The organism is Cupriavidus gilardii (assembly GCF_017598945.1).
GTDB classification, from domain to species: domain Bacteria; phylum Pseudomonadota; class Gammaproteobacteria; order Burkholderiales; family Burkholderiaceae; genus Cupriavidus; species Cupriavidus gilardii_E.
In genome coordinates, this window is record NZ_JAGFTW010000052.1 from 1 (window position 1) to 14,561 (window position 14,561).

General features: G+C 69.2%; 14 protein-coding genes and 1 riboswitch. Of the genes, 5 read left to right on the forward strand and 9 right to left on the reverse strand.

Features of this window, described 5'->3' with window-relative positions:
- Positions 1 to 172 precede the first annotated feature (172 nt).
- The 4 genes from J5T34_RS19435 to J5T34_RS19450 all read right to left on the reverse strand — a co-directional run bounded on the left by J5T34_RS19435 (position 173) and on the right by J5T34_RS19450 (position 4,586).
- Positions 173 to 1,534, reverse strand: coding sequence for a GntP family permease (locus J5T34_RS19435; RefSeq protein WP_208582047.1), 1,362 nt, complete (start codon positions 1,532 to 1,534; stop codon positions 173 to 175).
- Positions 1,535 to 1,651: 117 nt separating this feature from the next.
- Positions 1,652 to 2,044, reverse strand: a complete 393-nt coding sequence (locus J5T34_RS19440) for a RidA family protein (protein WP_208582049.1) — start codon at positions 2,042 to 2,044, stop codon at positions 1,652 to 1,654.
- A 98-nt stretch (positions 2,045 to 2,142) separates the two neighbouring features.
- Positions 2,143 to 3,669 carry an N-acyl-D-amino-acid deacylase family protein gene (locus J5T34_RS19445; protein ID WP_208582051.1) on the reverse strand — a complete coding sequence of 509 codons (1,527 nt, stop codon included), beginning with the start codon at positions 3,667 to 3,669 and terminating at the stop codon, positions 2,143 to 2,145.
- 2 nt (positions 3,670 to 3,671) lie between these two features.
- Positions 3,672 to 4,586: a MurR/RpiR family transcriptional regulator gene (locus tag J5T34_RS19450; RefSeq protein WP_208582054.1), complete on the reverse strand. Its 915-nt coding sequence runs from the start codon at positions 4,584 to 4,586 to the stop codon at positions 3,672 to 3,674.
- A 193-nt stretch (positions 4,587 to 4,779) separates the two neighbouring features.
- Between J5T34_RS19450 and J5T34_RS19455 the strand changes: the two genes are divergently transcribed.
- The 4 genes from J5T34_RS19455 (at position 4,780) to J5T34_RS19470 (ending at position 9,577) form a co-directional block, all read left to right on the forward strand.
- Complete coding sequence (locus J5T34_RS19455; protein WP_208582056.1) at positions 4,780 to 6,081, forward strand: amino acid deaminase; 1,302 nt, start codon at positions 4,780 to 4,782, stop codon at positions 6,079 to 6,081.
- An 11-nt stretch (positions 6,082 to 6,092) separates the two neighbouring features.
- Positions 6,093 to 7,028, forward strand: a complete 936-nt coding sequence (locus tag J5T34_RS19460) for a sugar kinase (protein ID WP_208582058.1) — start codon at positions 6,093 to 6,095, stop codon at positions 7,026 to 7,028.
- 77 nt (positions 7,029 to 7,105) lie between these two features.
- Positions 7,106 to 7,747, forward strand: coding sequence for a bifunctional 4-hydroxy-2-oxoglutarate aldolase/2-dehydro-3-deoxy-phosphogluconate aldolase (locus tag J5T34_RS19465; protein WP_208582060.1), 642 nt, complete (start codon positions 7,106 to 7,108; stop codon positions 7,745 to 7,747).
- Positions 7,748 to 7,870: 123 nt separating this feature from the next.
- On the forward strand, positions 7,871 to 9,577 hold the full coding sequence (locus J5T34_RS19470; RefSeq protein WP_208582062.1) for a phospholipase D family protein: 1,707 nt from the start codon (positions 7,871 to 7,873) through the stop codon (positions 9,575 to 9,577).
- 74 nt (positions 9,578 to 9,651) lie between these two features.
- On the opposite strand, the gene J5T34_RS19475 is transcribed toward J5T34_RS19470, so the two are convergent.
- From J5T34_RS19475 to J5T34_RS19490, 4 genes are all read right to left on the reverse strand, one after another.
- Complete coding sequence (locus J5T34_RS19475) at positions 9,652 to 9,783, reverse strand: entericidin A/B family lipoprotein (protein WP_144828365.1); 132 nt, start codon at positions 9,781 to 9,783, stop codon at positions 9,652 to 9,654.
- A 128-nt stretch (positions 9,784 to 9,911) separates the two neighbouring features.
- Positions 9,912 to 10,418 carry a DUF6644 family protein gene (locus tag J5T34_RS19480; RefSeq protein ID WP_208582064.1) on the reverse strand — a complete coding sequence of 169 codons (507 nt, stop codon included), beginning with the start codon at positions 10,416 to 10,418 and terminating at the stop codon, positions 9,912 to 9,914.
- Between the two features lie 19 nt (positions 10,419 to 10,437).
- On the reverse strand, positions 10,438 to 10,821 hold the full coding sequence (locus J5T34_RS19485) for a DUF6152 family protein (protein ID WP_244259084.1): 384 nt from the start codon (positions 10,819 to 10,821) through the stop codon (positions 10,438 to 10,440).
- A gap of 233 nt (positions 10,822 to 11,054) precedes the next feature.
- Entirely contained in the window at positions 11,055 to 12,368 is a 1,314-nt protein-coding gene (locus tag J5T34_RS19490) for a hemolysin family protein (protein WP_208582066.1), read from the reverse strand.
- A gap of 167 nt (positions 12,369 to 12,535) precedes the next feature.
- Here J5T34_RS19490 and J5T34_RS19495 point away from each other — a divergent pair, with 167 nt between their 5' ends.
- Positions 12,536 to 13,438, forward strand: a complete 903-nt coding sequence (locus tag J5T34_RS19495; protein ID WP_208582068.1) for a helix-turn-helix domain-containing protein — start codon at positions 12,536 to 12,538, stop codon at positions 13,436 to 13,438.
- On the opposite strand, the gene J5T34_RS19500 is transcribed toward J5T34_RS19495, so the two are convergent.
- Positions 13,426 to 14,025, reverse strand: a complete 600-nt coding sequence (locus J5T34_RS19500; protein WP_244259085.1) for an acyloxyacyl hydrolase — start codon at positions 14,023 to 14,025, stop codon at positions 13,426 to 13,428. The genes J5T34_RS19495 and J5T34_RS19500 overlap by 13 nt on opposite strands.
- A 249-nt stretch (positions 14,026 to 14,274) precedes the next feature.
- Positions 14,275 to 14,467: riboswitch (FMN riboswitch) on the forward strand.
- Positions 14,468 to 14,561: the final 94 nt, after the last annotated feature.

Consider the following 14,561-nt stretch of genomic DNA (forward strand, 5'->3'; position numbering starts at 1 on the left):
CCCCCAACCCCTCTCCCGCAAGCGGGAGAGGGGAGTCGCGTTGGCGGTGCGCTAATACGTCGGCGCGCAGCAGAGCCGTGGGTTATCTCCCCTCTCCCGTTCGCGGGAGAGGGGCGGGGGAGAGGGCAACGGGCGCACGCCTGCGCGACGCCGCCCATAGGCAACCGCCCGATCAGATCACCGTCGCCAGCCCCAGCGTCAGCAGCAGCGCCACCACCGAGATGATCGTCTCGCAGACGGTCCAGGTCTTGAAGGTCTGCGCCACGGTCATGTTGAAGTACTCCTTGACCAGCCAGAAGCCCGCATCGTTGACGTGCGACAGGATCAGCGAGCCGGCGCCGGTGGCCAGCACCAGCAGCTCCGGACGCGTACCCGGCACGCTGGCCGCGATCGGTGCGACGATGCCCGCCGCGGTGGTCATCGCCACGGTGGCCGAGCCGGTCGCGATCCGGATCATCACCGCCACCAGCCAGCCCAGCACCAGCACCGAGACGTTGGCACCGGTCGCGACCTGCACGATCGAGTTCGAGATGCCCGAGTCGCGCAGGATGCGGCCGAAGCCCCCGCCCGCGCCGACCACCAGCGTGATGATCGCGGTGGGCGCCACCGATTCGTTGGTGAAGCGCAGGATCGCCTCGCGATTGAAGCCGCGCGCCTTGCCGAAGGTGTAGAAGCTGACCAGCGCCGCGATCAGCAGCGCGATCACCGAATTGCCGATCAGCTTCAGGAAGTCGTTGGCCCAGGTCTTCGGCGTCGTCAGCAGGTCGGCGCTGCTGCCGATCAGCATCAGGATCACCGGCAGCAGGATCGTGAACACGGTGATGCCGAAGCCGGGCAGCGCCTGGGTCGGCGCGGCGTCGTCCGCTTCCTCGATGAACTGCTCGGCCAGCGGGTTGTCGGCCGGCAGCTTGATATAGCGGTCCATCAGCGTGGCGAAGATCGGTCCGGCGATCGCCGCGGTCGGAATGCCGACGATCAGCGCATACAGGATGGTGCGGCCGATGTCGGCGCCATAGGCCGTCACCGCCAGCAGCGCCGCAGGGTGCGGCGGGATCAGCCCGTGCACCACCGACAGGCCGGCCACCATCGGGATGCCGACCTTGACCATCGAGGTGCCGGTGCGCTGCGCGATATTGAAGGCGATCGGGATCAGCAGCACGAAGCCGACCTCGAAGAACACCGGCAGGCCGACGATGAAGGCGATCGTCGCCATCGCCCAGTGCACGTGCTTCTCGCCGAAGAAATCGATCAGCGTGCGCGCGATGCGCTCGGCGCCGCCGGACTCGGCCATCATCTTGCCGAGCATCGTGCCCAGGCCCACCACCAGCGCGATATGGCCGAGCGTGCCGCCGACGCCGGCCTCGAACGACTTGACGATCTCGCCCATCGGCATGCCGACCGAGAAGCCGAGCAGCACCGAGACCACCACCAGCGTGATGAAGGGGTTCAGCTTGAATCGCGCGATCAGCACGACCAGCGCGATCACGGCGATCAGCGCATACAGCAACAGCGTGGTTCCGGTGACTGGGACCATGTTGTCTCCTTGGGTGCGCGGGGCCGGTCGGCGCCGCGGCGGTATGAAAGAGGCCGCTGGCGCGGCCCGGTTGAAGAAAGGGGAGGGAGGCGGCCGGGATCGGCGTAATCCGCCGGATCAGCTGCCCGGACGCTTGTACGCGATGCAGTCGATCTCGACCTTGCAGTCGACCACCATGCTGGACTGCACGCAGGCGCGCGCCGGCGGATTGGCGCCGAAATACTGCTTGAAGATCTTGTTGAACGAGGCGAAGTCGCGCGCGTCGTCGAGCCAGACGCCGCAGCGGACCACATGCTCGGGGCCGTAGCCGGCCTCGGCCAGGATCGCCAGCACGTTCTTGATGGCCTGGTGGGTCTGCGCGACGATGCCGCCGTCGACGACCTCGCCATCGACCATCGGCACCTGGCCGGACACATAGAGCCAGCCGTCGGCCGCGACCGCGCGCGCGAACGGCATGTGCTGGCCGCCGGTGCCGGTGCCGCCTTCGACGCCAAAGCGTTGGATATCCATGAAGACTCCTTGGAACGGGATGCTTGAAACGGGATGCTTGAAACGGGAATGAAACTGGAAACGGGAACGGCAAAGACGGAGATCGTCGCAGCGCGCCGCTAGCTGTCCATCATGACCGGCGAGGGCGCGCCGCGCGGCAGGAAGCGCCCGGCGCGCGCGCCGGTGCTGCGGCGGTGGTGCCACGACAACGTGCCGTTGACCCACACCGCGGCGATGCCCTCGGCCGGCTGCATCGGCTCGGTGAACGTGGCCGCGTCGCGAATCGTCGCGGCATCGAACAGCACCAGGTCGGCCCAATGGCCTTCGCGCACGAAGCCGCGCCCCGCGAGCCCGAAGCGCTCGGCCGACAGGCCGGTCATCTTGGCGATGGCGATGGTCAGCGGAAACAGCTCGCGGTCGCGCGCATAGTGGCCCAGCACGCGCGGAAACGCGCCCCACAGCCGCGGATGCGGCAGCGGATCGTTGGGCAAGCCGTCCGAGCCGATCACCGTGGCCGGATGGGCCAGGATGCGGTCGACGTCGGCGTCTTCCATGCAGTGATAGACCGCGCCCGCCGGCTGCAGCTGCCGCGCCGCCTCGTGCAGATCGACCTGCCATTCGGCCGCGATATCGGCGAGCAGGCGTCCGCCCATCTCGGGATGCGGCGTGGACCAGGTGACCATGATGTCGAAGTCGCCGGTGACCTGCTTCAGGTCCAGCGTCGACGAACTGGCGGTGTACGGATAGCAGTCGCAGCCGACCGGCTGCCAGCGCTGCGCGGCATCGAGCGCGGCCAGCACCGCGCCGCTGCGGCCCCAGTTGTCCACGCCGGCGCATTTCAGATGCGAGATCACGACCGGCACGCGCGCATGGCGGCCGATGCGGAAGGCTTCGTCCATCGCGTCCAGGATCTCGGCGAATTCGCTGCGCAAATGCGTGGCGTACAGCGCGCCGGCACGCGCCAGCGGCTCGGCCAGCGCCAGCACCTCCTCGGTCGGCGCCGCGAAGGCGTTGGCGTAGGCCAGGCCCGTGGACAGGCCGAGCGCCCCGTGGTCCAGCGCCTCCTGCAATTGCGCGCGCATCGCCGCGATTTCGCCGGCGCCGGCGGCGCGGTCGAGCCGGTCCAGATGATTGCTGCGCAGCGCGGTGTGGCCGACCAGCGCTGCCACATTGACCGCGGGCCGGGCGGCTTCCACCGCGGCGACATAGGCGGCGAAGCTCGGATACCGGAATGCGTCCGCATCGCCGAGCAGATTCATCGGATCGGGCGGCTCGCCGTGCAAGGCCACCGGTGCCGCGCTGATGCCGCAATTGCCGACCACCACGGTGGTGACGCCTTGCGACAGCTTCGGGGTCATCTCGGGCTGGCGCACGACATTGGTGTCGTCGTGCGTATGGACGTCGATGAAGCCGGGTGCCAGCACGAGCCCATCGGCCTCGATGACCTCGGCGGCGGAGTGTGCGGCGATGCGTTCGCCGGCATCGTCGCCGGCATCGTCGTCGGGGCCGATATCGACGATGCGGGCGATGCGGCCGTCGCGCAGCCCCACATCGGCCACGCGTGCGGCGGCGCCCGAACCGTCGATCACGGTGGCGCCGCGGATCAGCGTGTCATAGACGAAGGCGTGGTCCGAGCTCGCTGCCATGGTCAGTCTCCGAGCGGCTGACGGCTGTCGCGCAGCGCCGCGTTGCCGCGCTCGCCGCCGCCCCGATGCGCGTCCAGCACGTACTTGAGCCGCCGCAGCCGTTCCTGGCTGTCGTCCTGCTGCAGCAGCGCCAGCCGCGTGGCCAGCACGTCCAGCACCAGCAACATCGCATAGCGCGAGGCCGACGGCTTGAAGATGAAATCGGTCTCCAGCGCGCGCACCGGCAGCAGCACGTCGGCGCGCGCGGCCAGCGGCGAGCCCAGCGCGGTCACGGCGATCACGCGCGCACCGTATTCGCGCGCGACATCGCAGCTGGCCAGCATCTCGGGCACGCTGCCGCTGACCGAGAAGGCCAGCACCACGTCGCCCTTGACCAGCGTGGCCGCGACCATCTGCTGCAGCACCGCGTCGTGGTAGCTGGCGACCGGCCTGCCCAGCCGCGCCAGACGATAGCGCGCCTCGTCGGCCAGCCAGGTCGAGCCGCCACCCATGCCGAAAGCGTAGACCATGCGTGTGTCCTGCAACAGGCGCGCGGCGTGCTCGATCTGGGTGTCGTCGATCAGCCGGCGGTTGGCCTCCAGCACCGCGACCACGTCCTGATGCAGGCGATCGGTCAGCGAAAGCGGGGCCGGCTCGGCGCCGGCGGTGTCGGACTCGTGCTGCAGGAAACGTTGGCCGACGGCGCTCGCGCGCGCCAGCCGCAGCTTCAGATCACGCACGTCGCGGCAGCCCAGCGCCTTGGCAAAGCGCGTCACACTGGCCTCGCTGACGCCGGCCTTGCGCGCCAGCGCATTGATGCTGGCCGAGGCCGCGCCGGCGACGTCTTCGAGGATCACCTGGGCGACCTTCTGCTCGGCCAGGCGCAGCGTGGGGCCGCGCTCGGCGATGCGGGTCAGGATGTCGAAGGTAGCGGGCATGGGCGTGAGGCTCGGCAGACCGGTGCCGCCGGGGTGCCGGAGGTCCGGCTCTGGCCGGCAAGGCCCGGCGCCTCGGTCTGTTACTTTATAACAAGGATGAAATATCGTAATTTCGCCGCTATCATTACGTCAATCGGAATTTGCGTCGCGACGCTGCAGGGCGCGGGCAAGGCGCGGCGGAACAAGGACTGGCATGCGTGAAATAAAGTACCAAAGCGGGATCATCGATCCGCTGAACAAGGCACTGGGCAAGCTGGAGGCGCCGCTGGCGCCGGCCGAGGCGGCCACCGGCTGGCGCCTGCTCGACGAGGAACTGAGCCTGCCGGCCGCGGTGCTGTACGAATCCAGGCTGGCCCACAACCTGGCGTGGATGCGCCGATTCATGGACGAGTACGGCGTGAAGCTCGCGCCCCACGGCAAGACCACGATGGCGCCGAAGCTGTTCGCACGCCAGCTCGAGGCCGGCGCCTGGGGTATCACGCTGGCCACCGCGCAGCAGACCGCCGCAGCCCACGCGCACGGCGTCAGGCGCGTGCTGATGGCCAACCAGCTGGTGGGCCGGCGCAATATGGAGATCGTGGCCCACCTGCTGCGCGATCCGGATTTCGAATACTTCTGCCTGGTCGATTCGGCCGAGCTGGTCGATCAGCTCGGCGGCTTCTTCCGCGCACGCGGCCAGCGGCTGCAGGTGCTGCTCGAACTCGGCGTGGCGGGCGGGCGCACCGGCGTGCGGGACGCCGCGCAACAGCAGCAGGTACTGGATGCGCTGGACCGCTGGCCCGATGCGCTGACGCTGGCCGGCGTCGAGATCTACGAGGGCGTGCTGCAGCAGGAGGCCGATATCCGCGCCTTCCTGCGCCGCACGGTCGCGGTCACGCGCGAGCTCGCAGGGCAGGGCCGCTTTGGCGTGGGTTCCGAACGTCGCCCGGTGGTGCTGTCCGGCGCGGGCTCGGCCTGGTACGACGTGGTCGCCGAGGAATTCGCCGGCGCCGACATCGGTGCGCCGGTCGACATCGTGCTGCGCCCCGGCTGCTATCTGACGCATGACGTCGGCATCTACCGGCAGGCGCAGCAGCGGATCCTCGCCAGCAACCCGGTGGCGCAGAAGATGCGGGAGGGGTTGCTGCCCGCCTTGCAGCTATGGGCCTATGTGCAGTCGATCCCCGAGCCGGACCGCGCCATCATCGGCATGGGCAAGCGCGACGCGGCCTTCGACGCCGGCATGCCGATCCCAGCGCGGCACTTCCGCCCCGGCTCGGAGAAAGCGCAGGGAACCGCAGCCGGGCCCTCGCCGTCCATACCTTCTCACTGGGAGATCACCGGCATGATGGATCAGCACGCCTATCTGCGGATCGCGCCTGGCGACGATGTGCGGGTCGGCGACATGATCGCGTTCGACATCTCGCATCCTTGCCTGACCTTCGACAAGTGGCGGCATATTCCGGTGCTGGACGACGAACTGCGCGTGGTCGATATCGTGCAGACCTTCTTCTGACGGCTTTCACCATGAGCATCGATATCCTCGCCTTCGGCGAAGCGCTGGTCGAGTTCAACCAGCAGCCCGACGCGCCCGAGCGCTATCTGCAGGGTTTCGGCGGCGACACCTCCAACTTCTGCATTGCCGCCGCGCGCCAGGGCGCGCAGACCGGCTTCATCAGCGCGGTCGGCGCCGACAGCTTCGGCGAGCGGCTGCTGGCGCTGTGGACGCAGGAGCGCGTCGATACCCGCCATGTCCGCACCGACCCGCGGGCGCCGACCGGCGTCTACTTCGTCAGCCACGACAATCACGGCCATCGCTTCGACTATCTGCGCGCAGGCTCGGCGGCGAGTTGCTACAGCCATGACGATCTGCCGCAGCAGGCCATTGCCGAGGCGCGCTATCTGCATCTGTCGGGCATCAGCCTGGCGATCAGCAACAGCGCCTGCGATGCCGGGCTGGCCGCGATGGAGCTGGCGCGCAAGGCTGGCGTCCAGGTCTCGCTCGACACCAATCTGCGGCTGCGGCTGTGGTCGCTGGCCCGGGCGCGCGGCATCATGCGCGAGGCGCTGGGGATGACCGATATCTGCCTGCCGAGCTGGGACGATGTCACGGTGCTGACCGGCCTGGACGACCGCGACGCGATCGTCGACCATCTGCTCGGCTGCGGCGTGAAGATGGTCGCGCTGAAGCTTGGCGAAGATGGCGCGTATGTCGCCACGCCCGATGCGCGCGCGCTCGTGCCCGCGTACCGGGTGCAGCCGCTGGACGCGACCGGCGCCGGCGATTGCTTCGGCGGCAGCTTTATCGCCCGGCTGTCGGCCGGCGACGAGCCGTTCGAGGCCGCGCGCTATGCCAATGTCGCCGCGGCGCTGTCGACCACCGGCTTTGGCGCGGTGGCGCCGATTCCGTCGGCGGAAACCGTGCTGGCGCGGCTGGCCGAGTCGGTCTCGGTAATCCGCTGAAGACCTGTGTTCGCGTCGCCGCTGCCGTGTGACGACGCTTCCCTTTGATCCGTTACGACTTCGCTCCTGATTCCGCCATGCCAAGCCAATCTCCTTCGCTGATCGACCGCCTGGCCGGCGTGCCGGTCATCCCCGTGCTCGAATTCCAGTCCGTCGACGAGGCGCTGCGCGTTTCCGAGGCGCTGGTGGCCGGCGGCCTGCCGGTGCTCGAAATCACGCTGCGCACGCCGGTCGCCATCGAGGCGATGCGCGCGGTCTCGGCGGCGTTGCCGCAGGCCGTTGTCGGCGCCGGCACCGTGCTCGACGTCGCGCAGCTGCATGCCGTGCGCGATGCCGGCGCGCAGTTCGCGGTGTCGCCGGGGCTGACGCCGCGGCTCGCCGAAGGCGCACGCGATGGCGGCATTTCGCTGCTGCCCGGGGTGGCCACAGCCAGCGAGGCGATGGCCGCGCTCGAGGCCGGCTTTACCTTCCTGAAGTTCTTCCCGGCCGAGGCCGCCGGCGGCATGCCGATGCTCAAGTCGCTGAACGGCCCGCTGCCGCGGCTGCGCTTCTGCCCGACCGGCGGCATCGACGCGGCGCGCGCACCGGCCTATCTGGCGCTGCCGAACGTGGTCTGCGTCGGCGGCTCCTGGGTGGTGCCGAAGGACGCGGTCGCCAGCGGCGACTGGGCCCGCATCCGCTCGCTGGCGCAAGAGGCGGCGGCGCTGCGGCGCAGCTGAGCCCCGGCTCGAGTCGCGCTGCATTGCAGCGCCCGGGGCGCTTGGCGTGCTGTCGGACAAAGGCCGATTGTTGGTGCCGGCGGCGCCATCTAAGCTGACAGCATCGGGACTGATGGAGTCGGCATGACGGCGTTTGCGGTGTCGTGGGGGATAGCGAGGCCGCGCACGGCAAGCTGGCTGCGTTGGCTTGCCACGGTGACGCTGGCGCTCAGCGCTTCCGCCTGCGCCAGCCTGCCGCAGGAGGTGCCGCGCCGGCCCTCGACTGCCTTCACCGGCTGGGCCGCTACCCCGCTGGGGCAAACCGTCGCCCGCAGTACGCCGGACCCGGCGCTGTCCGGCTTCCATCTGGTGTCGTCGGGCGAGGAGGCCTACGGCACGCTGATCACGCTGGCCGACCGCGCCACCCGTTCGCTGGACCTGCAGTACTACATCGTCGCCGCCGACGAATCGTCGCGCGAGATCCTGCGCCGCGTGCGGGCCGCCGCCGAACGTGGCGTGCATGTGCGGCTGCTGGTCGACGACCTGCACAGCGACGGCAAGGACCCGGCCTTCCTGCGTTTCGCGCGCCATCCGAACATCGAAGTGCGCTACTTCAATCCGTTTCCGGCGGGGCGCTTCTCGAAGCTGACGCGCTTCATCAGCGTGGCCGGCGACGCGCGCCGGGTCAATCGGCGCATGCACAACAAGGTCTTCATCGCGGACAACGCGATGGCGATGACAGGCGGCCGCAATATCGGCAACGCCTATTTCCTGCGCGCGCCGGATACCAACTTCGTCGACCTCGACGTGGTCGTGGCCGGGCCGGCGGTGCGCCGGCTGTCGGCAGGCTTCGACGAATACTGGAACAGCCAGTACGCATACCCGGTGGAGGCACTGGCCAATCCGGACGAGGCGGCGCCGGGTCCAGCGGGCACGCCGCCCGGTTCGGGCGTGCAGGCGTCATCGGCGCGGGGATCGGGCGGCTCGGCCGGTTCGGGTTCGCCGCCGCCCGAGCAGGCGCTGGTCGACGAGGCCGCGCAGCGCGAGGCCGAGCAGAAGCGGCTCGAGGCAAGCGGCATGACGGCGCCGCAGAAGATCGATCCGGGCAAGAGCTTTCTGGCGCGCGAACTCTCCCGCGGCGGCAAGCTGAATCTCGAATGGGCGCGCGCCAGCGTGCTGGTCGACAACCCCGCCAAGGTCGAGCCCGACAAGCTGCCGGACAGCGACGATACGCTGGCCGACGAGGTCGCGCGGATGATGAACGAGGCGCGCGAGGAGATCATCATCATTTCGCCGTACCTGGTGCCCGGCAAGCGCGGCGTCGAATGGCTCAGCCGATTGGCGGCGCGCGGCGTCAAGGTGCGCGTGTTGACCAACTCGCTGTCGGCGACCGATTCGCCGATCGTGCACGTCGGCTACAAGCGCTACCGGAAGGAACTGCTGCACGCCGGAGTCGAACTGCACGAGCTGAAGTCGCGGCTGCAGCGGCAGCAGCGCTCCGTGGGGAATTTCGGATCCTCGCAGGCGAGCCTGCACGTCAAGGCGGCGGTGGTGGACCGTCAGACGCTGTTCGTCGGCTCGATGAACTTCGATCCGCGCTCGATCACGCAGAACACCGAGACCGGCATCATCGTGCGCAATGGGCGGCTGGCGGGGCAGGTGGCGCAGATCTTCTCGGACGCCATCGGCGTCAACAGCTGGCGGCTGCAGTTGTCGGAGGACGACAAGCTGCAGTGGGTGGACGGGCAGGGGAAGCAGGCGGTGGTGCTCGAAACCGAGCCCGATACCACCTGGTCGCAGCGCTTGTGGATCGACGTGCTGACGCCGTTTACGCCGGAAGAGCTGCTATAGGGGGCCGGCATGCGCCGGCATGTCGGCAGGCCGCCGCCCGTGCGGCTGGCGGCCTGCCCGACCGGCTGCGTGGCTTACTTGTGACGATCCGCGGCGCCTTCGAGCTTCTGGCCGCCACGCTGGATGTCCTGGCCGAGACCCGCCATCGTGTTGCAGCCGGCCAGCAGCACAGCCAGCATCAGACCGAAAATCCAACCTTTTTTCACACTGCGCTCCTTGTGAGGTGTTGCGAACGGGCGATTTTACAATTGGTGCGGCCCGCTGCGCACAGGGCAGTGTGGCTATTTGTAACGGGCAGCAAAGGGGAGCCGGGAGGCGGGGGAGGGCCGGCGCCCTAGACATAGGCGATCAGCCGCCCGGCGGCGATCACCAGCGTCCAGGTCAGCAGCGACAGCACCGCTGCGGTGCGCGCCCAGCGCGGCGGCCGGGCGCCGACGTTCCAGTCGGCCGGGCCCGCCGCCCGCTGCAAGGCGCGATAGGGCCACAGATGAAAGGCCAGCGCATTGAGCAGCCCCAGCGCGATCAGGGCCAGCTTGGCATACAGCGCGGGGTTGGTCGCCAGTTCGTCGGCATGCGCCAGCAGCAACAGGATGCCGCTGACCACCATCGCGGCGAAGGCCGCCATCGTCAGCGGCAACACCTGCCGCAGCAGCGCCGTCACCGGCAGATTGCGCCAGAGCCCGGCCAGCCGCAGATCGACCACCGCAATGGTGCCGAACAGCAGCCCCATGCCGGCCAGATGGACGATCTCGACGGCCGGATAGGCCCAGGCGGAACCGCGCAGCGCGCTCGACAGCGGTAGCGCCGCGAGCGCGGCGCCCAGCTCGGTCAGCGATGCCACGGCGCCCGACGCGGGAAAGTCAGCGCAGTTCGACGGTCTGACCGTCGAGAACGATCCGCTCGGCGCGCATCTCGTCGCCGTGTTCCTTGCTGGGATAGCCGACGATCGTGACCTCGCGGCCGACCGCGACCTTGTCGGCCGTCGCGCCGCGCGCCTGCATCCGCGAGATCGGCGCCAGCACGGCGAGCCAGCGCTTGCCGTTGGCCTCGATCCGCACCGTCGCGTGCGGGTTCTCGTATTTGACCTCGGTCAGCTTGCCGGTCAGCGTCATCGTCTTGCTGTCGTCGTAGCTGGACCAGCCGTGGTGAGCGGCGGCCGGGGCCGCCAGCAGGGCGGCGAGTGCGGCGACGGTGCAAAGCCCGGCAAGCGGGGCGCGGGGGATCGAGCGGAACAGGCGGGACATGGCGGTTCTCCTGCATTGGCGTGCGTCGAGTATAGCTGCCGCTCGACAAAGGGTCGTCGCGGCTCTCCCTCTCCCCAGCCCTCTCCCGCAAGCGGGAGAGGGAGCAGGTCGGCAGTGCTGTTTGGCGATGTCGCTTGAATGCGGCGCCGGCTCCTGCTCCCACCGCGCTCCCCTCTCCCGCTTGCGGGAGAGGGGTTGGGGGAGAGGGCGCGGCCGCATCGCAGCCCGACCGTTTAGCCCGTCGTATCCGGCTCCGGTCCTTCCTCGGGCGGCAGCGGGGTGGCCAGCACCTTGTCGATGCGCTTGCCGTCCATATCGACGATCTCGAACTTCCAGTCCAGCCAGCTGACCGAATCGGCGATCTGCGGCAGCCGTCCCAGAAGCAGCAACAGCATGCCGGACAGCGTGTGATAGCGCTCCTTGTCCTCCTCGGGCACGTTGCGCAGGCCGATGCGGTCCTTCAGCTCGGGGATCGGAATCAGGCCGTCGAGCAGCCAGGAACCGTCCTCGCGCTGCACCGCCCATTCGTCGCCGGCGATGTCCGGCTTGAACTCGCCGGTGATCGCCTCGATCAGGTCCTGCAGCGTGACGATGCCCAGCACCTCGCCGTACTCGTCGATGACGAACGCCATCTGGCCGCCCGACGAGCGGAAATGTTCGAGCAGCTCCATGCCGGTGACGCTCTCCGGCACGTAGACCGGGGTCTGCATCACCGCCGCCAGGTCGGTCGCCTCGCCGCGCAGCTTGCGCGCCAGCAGCTGGCGCGCGCTGACCACGCCGATCACGTCATGCATGCCGCCGCGCACCACCGGAAAACGCGAATGGTCCGATTCCTCGATGCGGCGCAGGTTTTCCTCCAGCGGCAATTCGACGTCCAGGCAGATCACGTCGCCGCGCGGCACCATCAGCGAAGTCAGCTGCCGGTCGTCGAGCCGGAACACGTTGCGCACCATCGTGTGCTCGTGGCGCTCGATCACGCCGGCCTCCGAGCCCTCGACCAGCAGCGCATGGATTTCTTCCTCGGTGACCGCGGGACCGGCGCCGCTCTTGACGCCGATCAGGCGCAGCACCAGACGGGTCGAGCTCGACAGCAGCTTGACGAACGGCGTCGAGGCGATCGCCAGCCAGGACAGGGGCCGCGCGACCGCACGGGCCAGGGTCTCCGGTGCCAGCTGGCCCAGCCGTTTGGGCACCAGCTCGCCGAGCACGATCGAAAAGTAGGTCAGCCCCGCGACCACGATCGCGGTCGCCACATAGCCTGCGGTCGGCTGCAGCATGCCCATGCCCTGCAGCCAGATGCCGAGCGGCTGCGCCAGCGCGGACTCGCCGACCACGCCGTTGAGCACGCCGATCGACGTGATGCCGATCTGCACGGTGGACAGGAAACGGGTCGGATCCTCGCCCAGCTTGACCGCCTCGATCGCACCGCGATCGCCCTCGTCGATCAGCTTCTGCAGGCGGGCCTTGCGGGCCGAAACCAGCGCGATCTCCGACATGGCGAACACGCCGTTGAGCAGGATCAGCGCCAGCAGGATGGCTATTTCCATCAGGGTGCGCGCCCTACGCGCGCGGGTGTTGTCGAGCCGTCAAGCATAACATCGGCATCCGACCGGCCTGCGGGCCCCGCTGGCCCGCCGGTCTGTCGACCCGCGTCCGTCCGCCATTACCTGGCAGGTTATCGCCAGAGCGCGCGCCGCATGCTGTAATGCCGACCATGGACACGCTGACCCCCGCCTCCGAAACCGCCCTCGACTTTCCCGCCCTGCTGCGCTACTGGCGCGGGCGCCGCGGCTACAGCCAGCTGGCGCTGTCGCTCGCCGCGGGCGTGTCGCAGCGGCATATCAGCTTTCTCGAATCGGGCCGCGCCCGGCCCAGCCGCGAGATGATCCTCGCGCTGTCGGACCGGCTGGGCGTGCCGCTGCGCCAGCGCAACCGGCTGCTGCTGGCGGCCGGCTTCGCCCCCGCATACAGCGAGCACGCGCTGGCCGAGCCGCCGCTGCAGATGGTGCGCCAGGCGATCGCGCTGATCCTCGCCAAGCAGGAGCCGTATCCCGCCGTGGTGCTCGACCGCTTCTGGAATATCAGCGATGCCAACCGCGCCTATCGCCGCATGGTCGACGCGCTGCTCGATGGCCGTGCCGCCGCGGTGCTGCCCGAGGGGCTGGGCAGCGATGCCGGTGGCCCGCGCATCAATCTGATGCTGACGGTGTTCGACCCGCAGGGCCTGTGGCCGATGATCGAGAACGCCCAGCAGGTCGGCCGCTACCTGCTGCGCCGGGTCTGGCAGGAGCTGCAGGCCCAGGCGCACGACCGCGTCGCCCGCGAGATCTTCGCCCGCATCGCGCAATGGCATCCGGAGATGATCGGCCCGGGCGGCGTGCCGCATGCCGACGACGACGGCAGCGAGGGGCCGCTGCCGCCGGTACTGCCGGTGGTGCTGCGCGCCGAGGGCTTCCAGGCCTCGCTGTTCTCGACGCTGACCACGCTGGGCAATCCCCACGACGTCACGCTGCAGGAACTGCGGATCGAATGCTTCTTCCCGGCCGACGAGCCGTCGCGCCTCGCGCTCGAAGCGCTGGGGCGCGACGCCGAGCCTGCCGCCGTTCAGAACCGGTAGCGCAGGTAGGCGGTGTGGAAGTCCGAGCCGGGGTTGGGCTTCTTGATGCCGGCATTGGAGATGTGCTGGTAGCGGTAGCCGACGGCGAAGCGCTGGTCCTTGCCGAAGGCGATGCCGACCCCGGCCATGTCGGAGAACTGGAAGGCGGTCGACATGGTGTGGTTGTCGGAGGTCCGGGTCCCGCTCATCAACCGCACGCCGATCGATGCCTCGAAGAAGGGCACCCAGCGATGGCGCTGCCAGGCCAGCCTTAACACGGGCTGTGCGCCGATCTCCCACAGGTTGCGCGGATTGGCGTCGCTGGTGCTGTCCCAGCGCGCGACATTGAGCTCCCACAGCAGACCAAGCCGCAGGCCGGTCGGGTCGCCCCAGCCGTAGCCGGAATCCCAGCCGAAGGCGATGTCGACCTTGCGTACGTCGGTGCGGCTGTCGGTGCCGTAGCCGATCTGCACGGTCGGGTCGGCCCATGCCGCGCTGCCGGCGATCAGCAGCGGCAGCGCGGCGAGCCAGCGCAGGGCGCGTGGGGAATGTAAGGAAGGGGAAGGGCGGCGGGACAGGCGTGCAAGCGGGTTGTCGTCGAATGGCATCGTGATCGCGGCAATGAAAACGGGAACGGAGAACGCGGAAAACGCGGAGAGCGCGCGGAAAGCCTGCGGGGCGACGGAAGACTTCGGTGCCCGCATGGCGGGCGCGGCGCCCGCGCAAGTCGTTTAGTTGTAGTACAGATCGAGCGCGTACGCTGGGTCACGTGATAACATCGCAACGCCGGCGCGGGCCTGCGCCCCACGGAGTCCCCCACGGATTCTTCGAAGGGCAAGCCCGTTTCGCCGGTTTCGTTACGTCTTCAGGGCGGGGTGAAAGTCCCCACCGGCGGTATGCCGAACGCGTTCTCCGACGCGGCCGGCGAGCCCGCGAGCGCCCGCGTCGTTCCATGTGTTTTCGTTGTATCGCACATGGTGTCGCGCGGGGTCAGCAGACCTGGTGAGAGGCCAGGGCCGACGGTCATAGTCCGGATGAAAGAAGATGGGCGAGCAAGCATCGCTGCCGCTTCACTGCCGTTCGGCTGGGTCGGCGCGAGCCTGCGCGGTCGCGTGTCAGTGCGTGCGGCCGGCGGTTCGTCGCC

Bases quoted from the DNA above. Each gene is read 5' to 3' on its own strand.
- J5T34_RS19450 (WP_208582054.1), bottom strand. From the start codon at position 4,586: ATGCCCGCTACCTTCGACATCCTGACCCGCATCGCCGAGCGCGGCCCC.
- J5T34_RS19460 (WP_208582058.1), top strand. From the start codon at position 6,093: ATGAGCATCGATATCCTCGCCTTCGGCGAAGCGCTGGTCGAGTTCAAC.
- J5T34_RS19485 (WP_244259084.1), bottom strand. From the start codon at position 10,821: ATGTCCCGCCTGTTCCGCTCGATCCCCCGCGCCCCGCTTGCCGGGCTT.
- J5T34_RS19440 (WP_208582049.1), bottom strand. From the start codon at position 2,044: ATGGATATCCAACGCTTTGGCGTCGAAGGCGGCACCGGCACCGGCGGC.
- J5T34_RS19465 (WP_208582060.1), top strand. From the start codon at position 7,106: ATGCCAAGCCAATCTCCTTCGCTGATCGACCGCCTGGCCGGCGTGCCG.
- J5T34_RS19490 (WP_208582066.1), bottom strand. From the start codon at position 12,368: ATGGAAATAGCCATCCTGCTGGCGCTGATCCTGCTCAACGGCGTGTTC.
- J5T34_RS19455 (WP_208582056.1), top strand. From the start codon at position 4,780: ATGCGTGAAATAAAGTACCAAAGCGGGATCATCGATCCGCTGAACAAG.
- J5T34_RS19500 (WP_244259085.1), bottom strand. From the start codon at position 14,025: ATGCCATTCGACGACAACCCGCTTGCACGCCTGTCCCGCCGCCCTTCC.
- J5T34_RS19445 (WP_208582051.1), bottom strand. From the start codon at position 3,669: ATGGCAGCGAGCTCGGACCACGCCTTCGTCTATGACACGCTGATCCGC.
- J5T34_RS19495 (WP_208582068.1), top strand. From the start codon at position 12,536: ATGGACACGCTGACCCCCGCCTCCGAAACCGCCCTCGACTTTCCCGCC.
- J5T34_RS19435 (WP_208582047.1), bottom strand. From the start codon at position 1,534: ATGGTCCCAGTCACCGGAACCACGCTGTTGCTGTATGCGCTGATCGCC.
- J5T34_RS19470 (WP_208582062.1), top strand. From the start codon at position 7,871: ATGACGGCGTTTGCGGTGTCGTGGGGGATAGCGAGGCCGCGCACGGCA.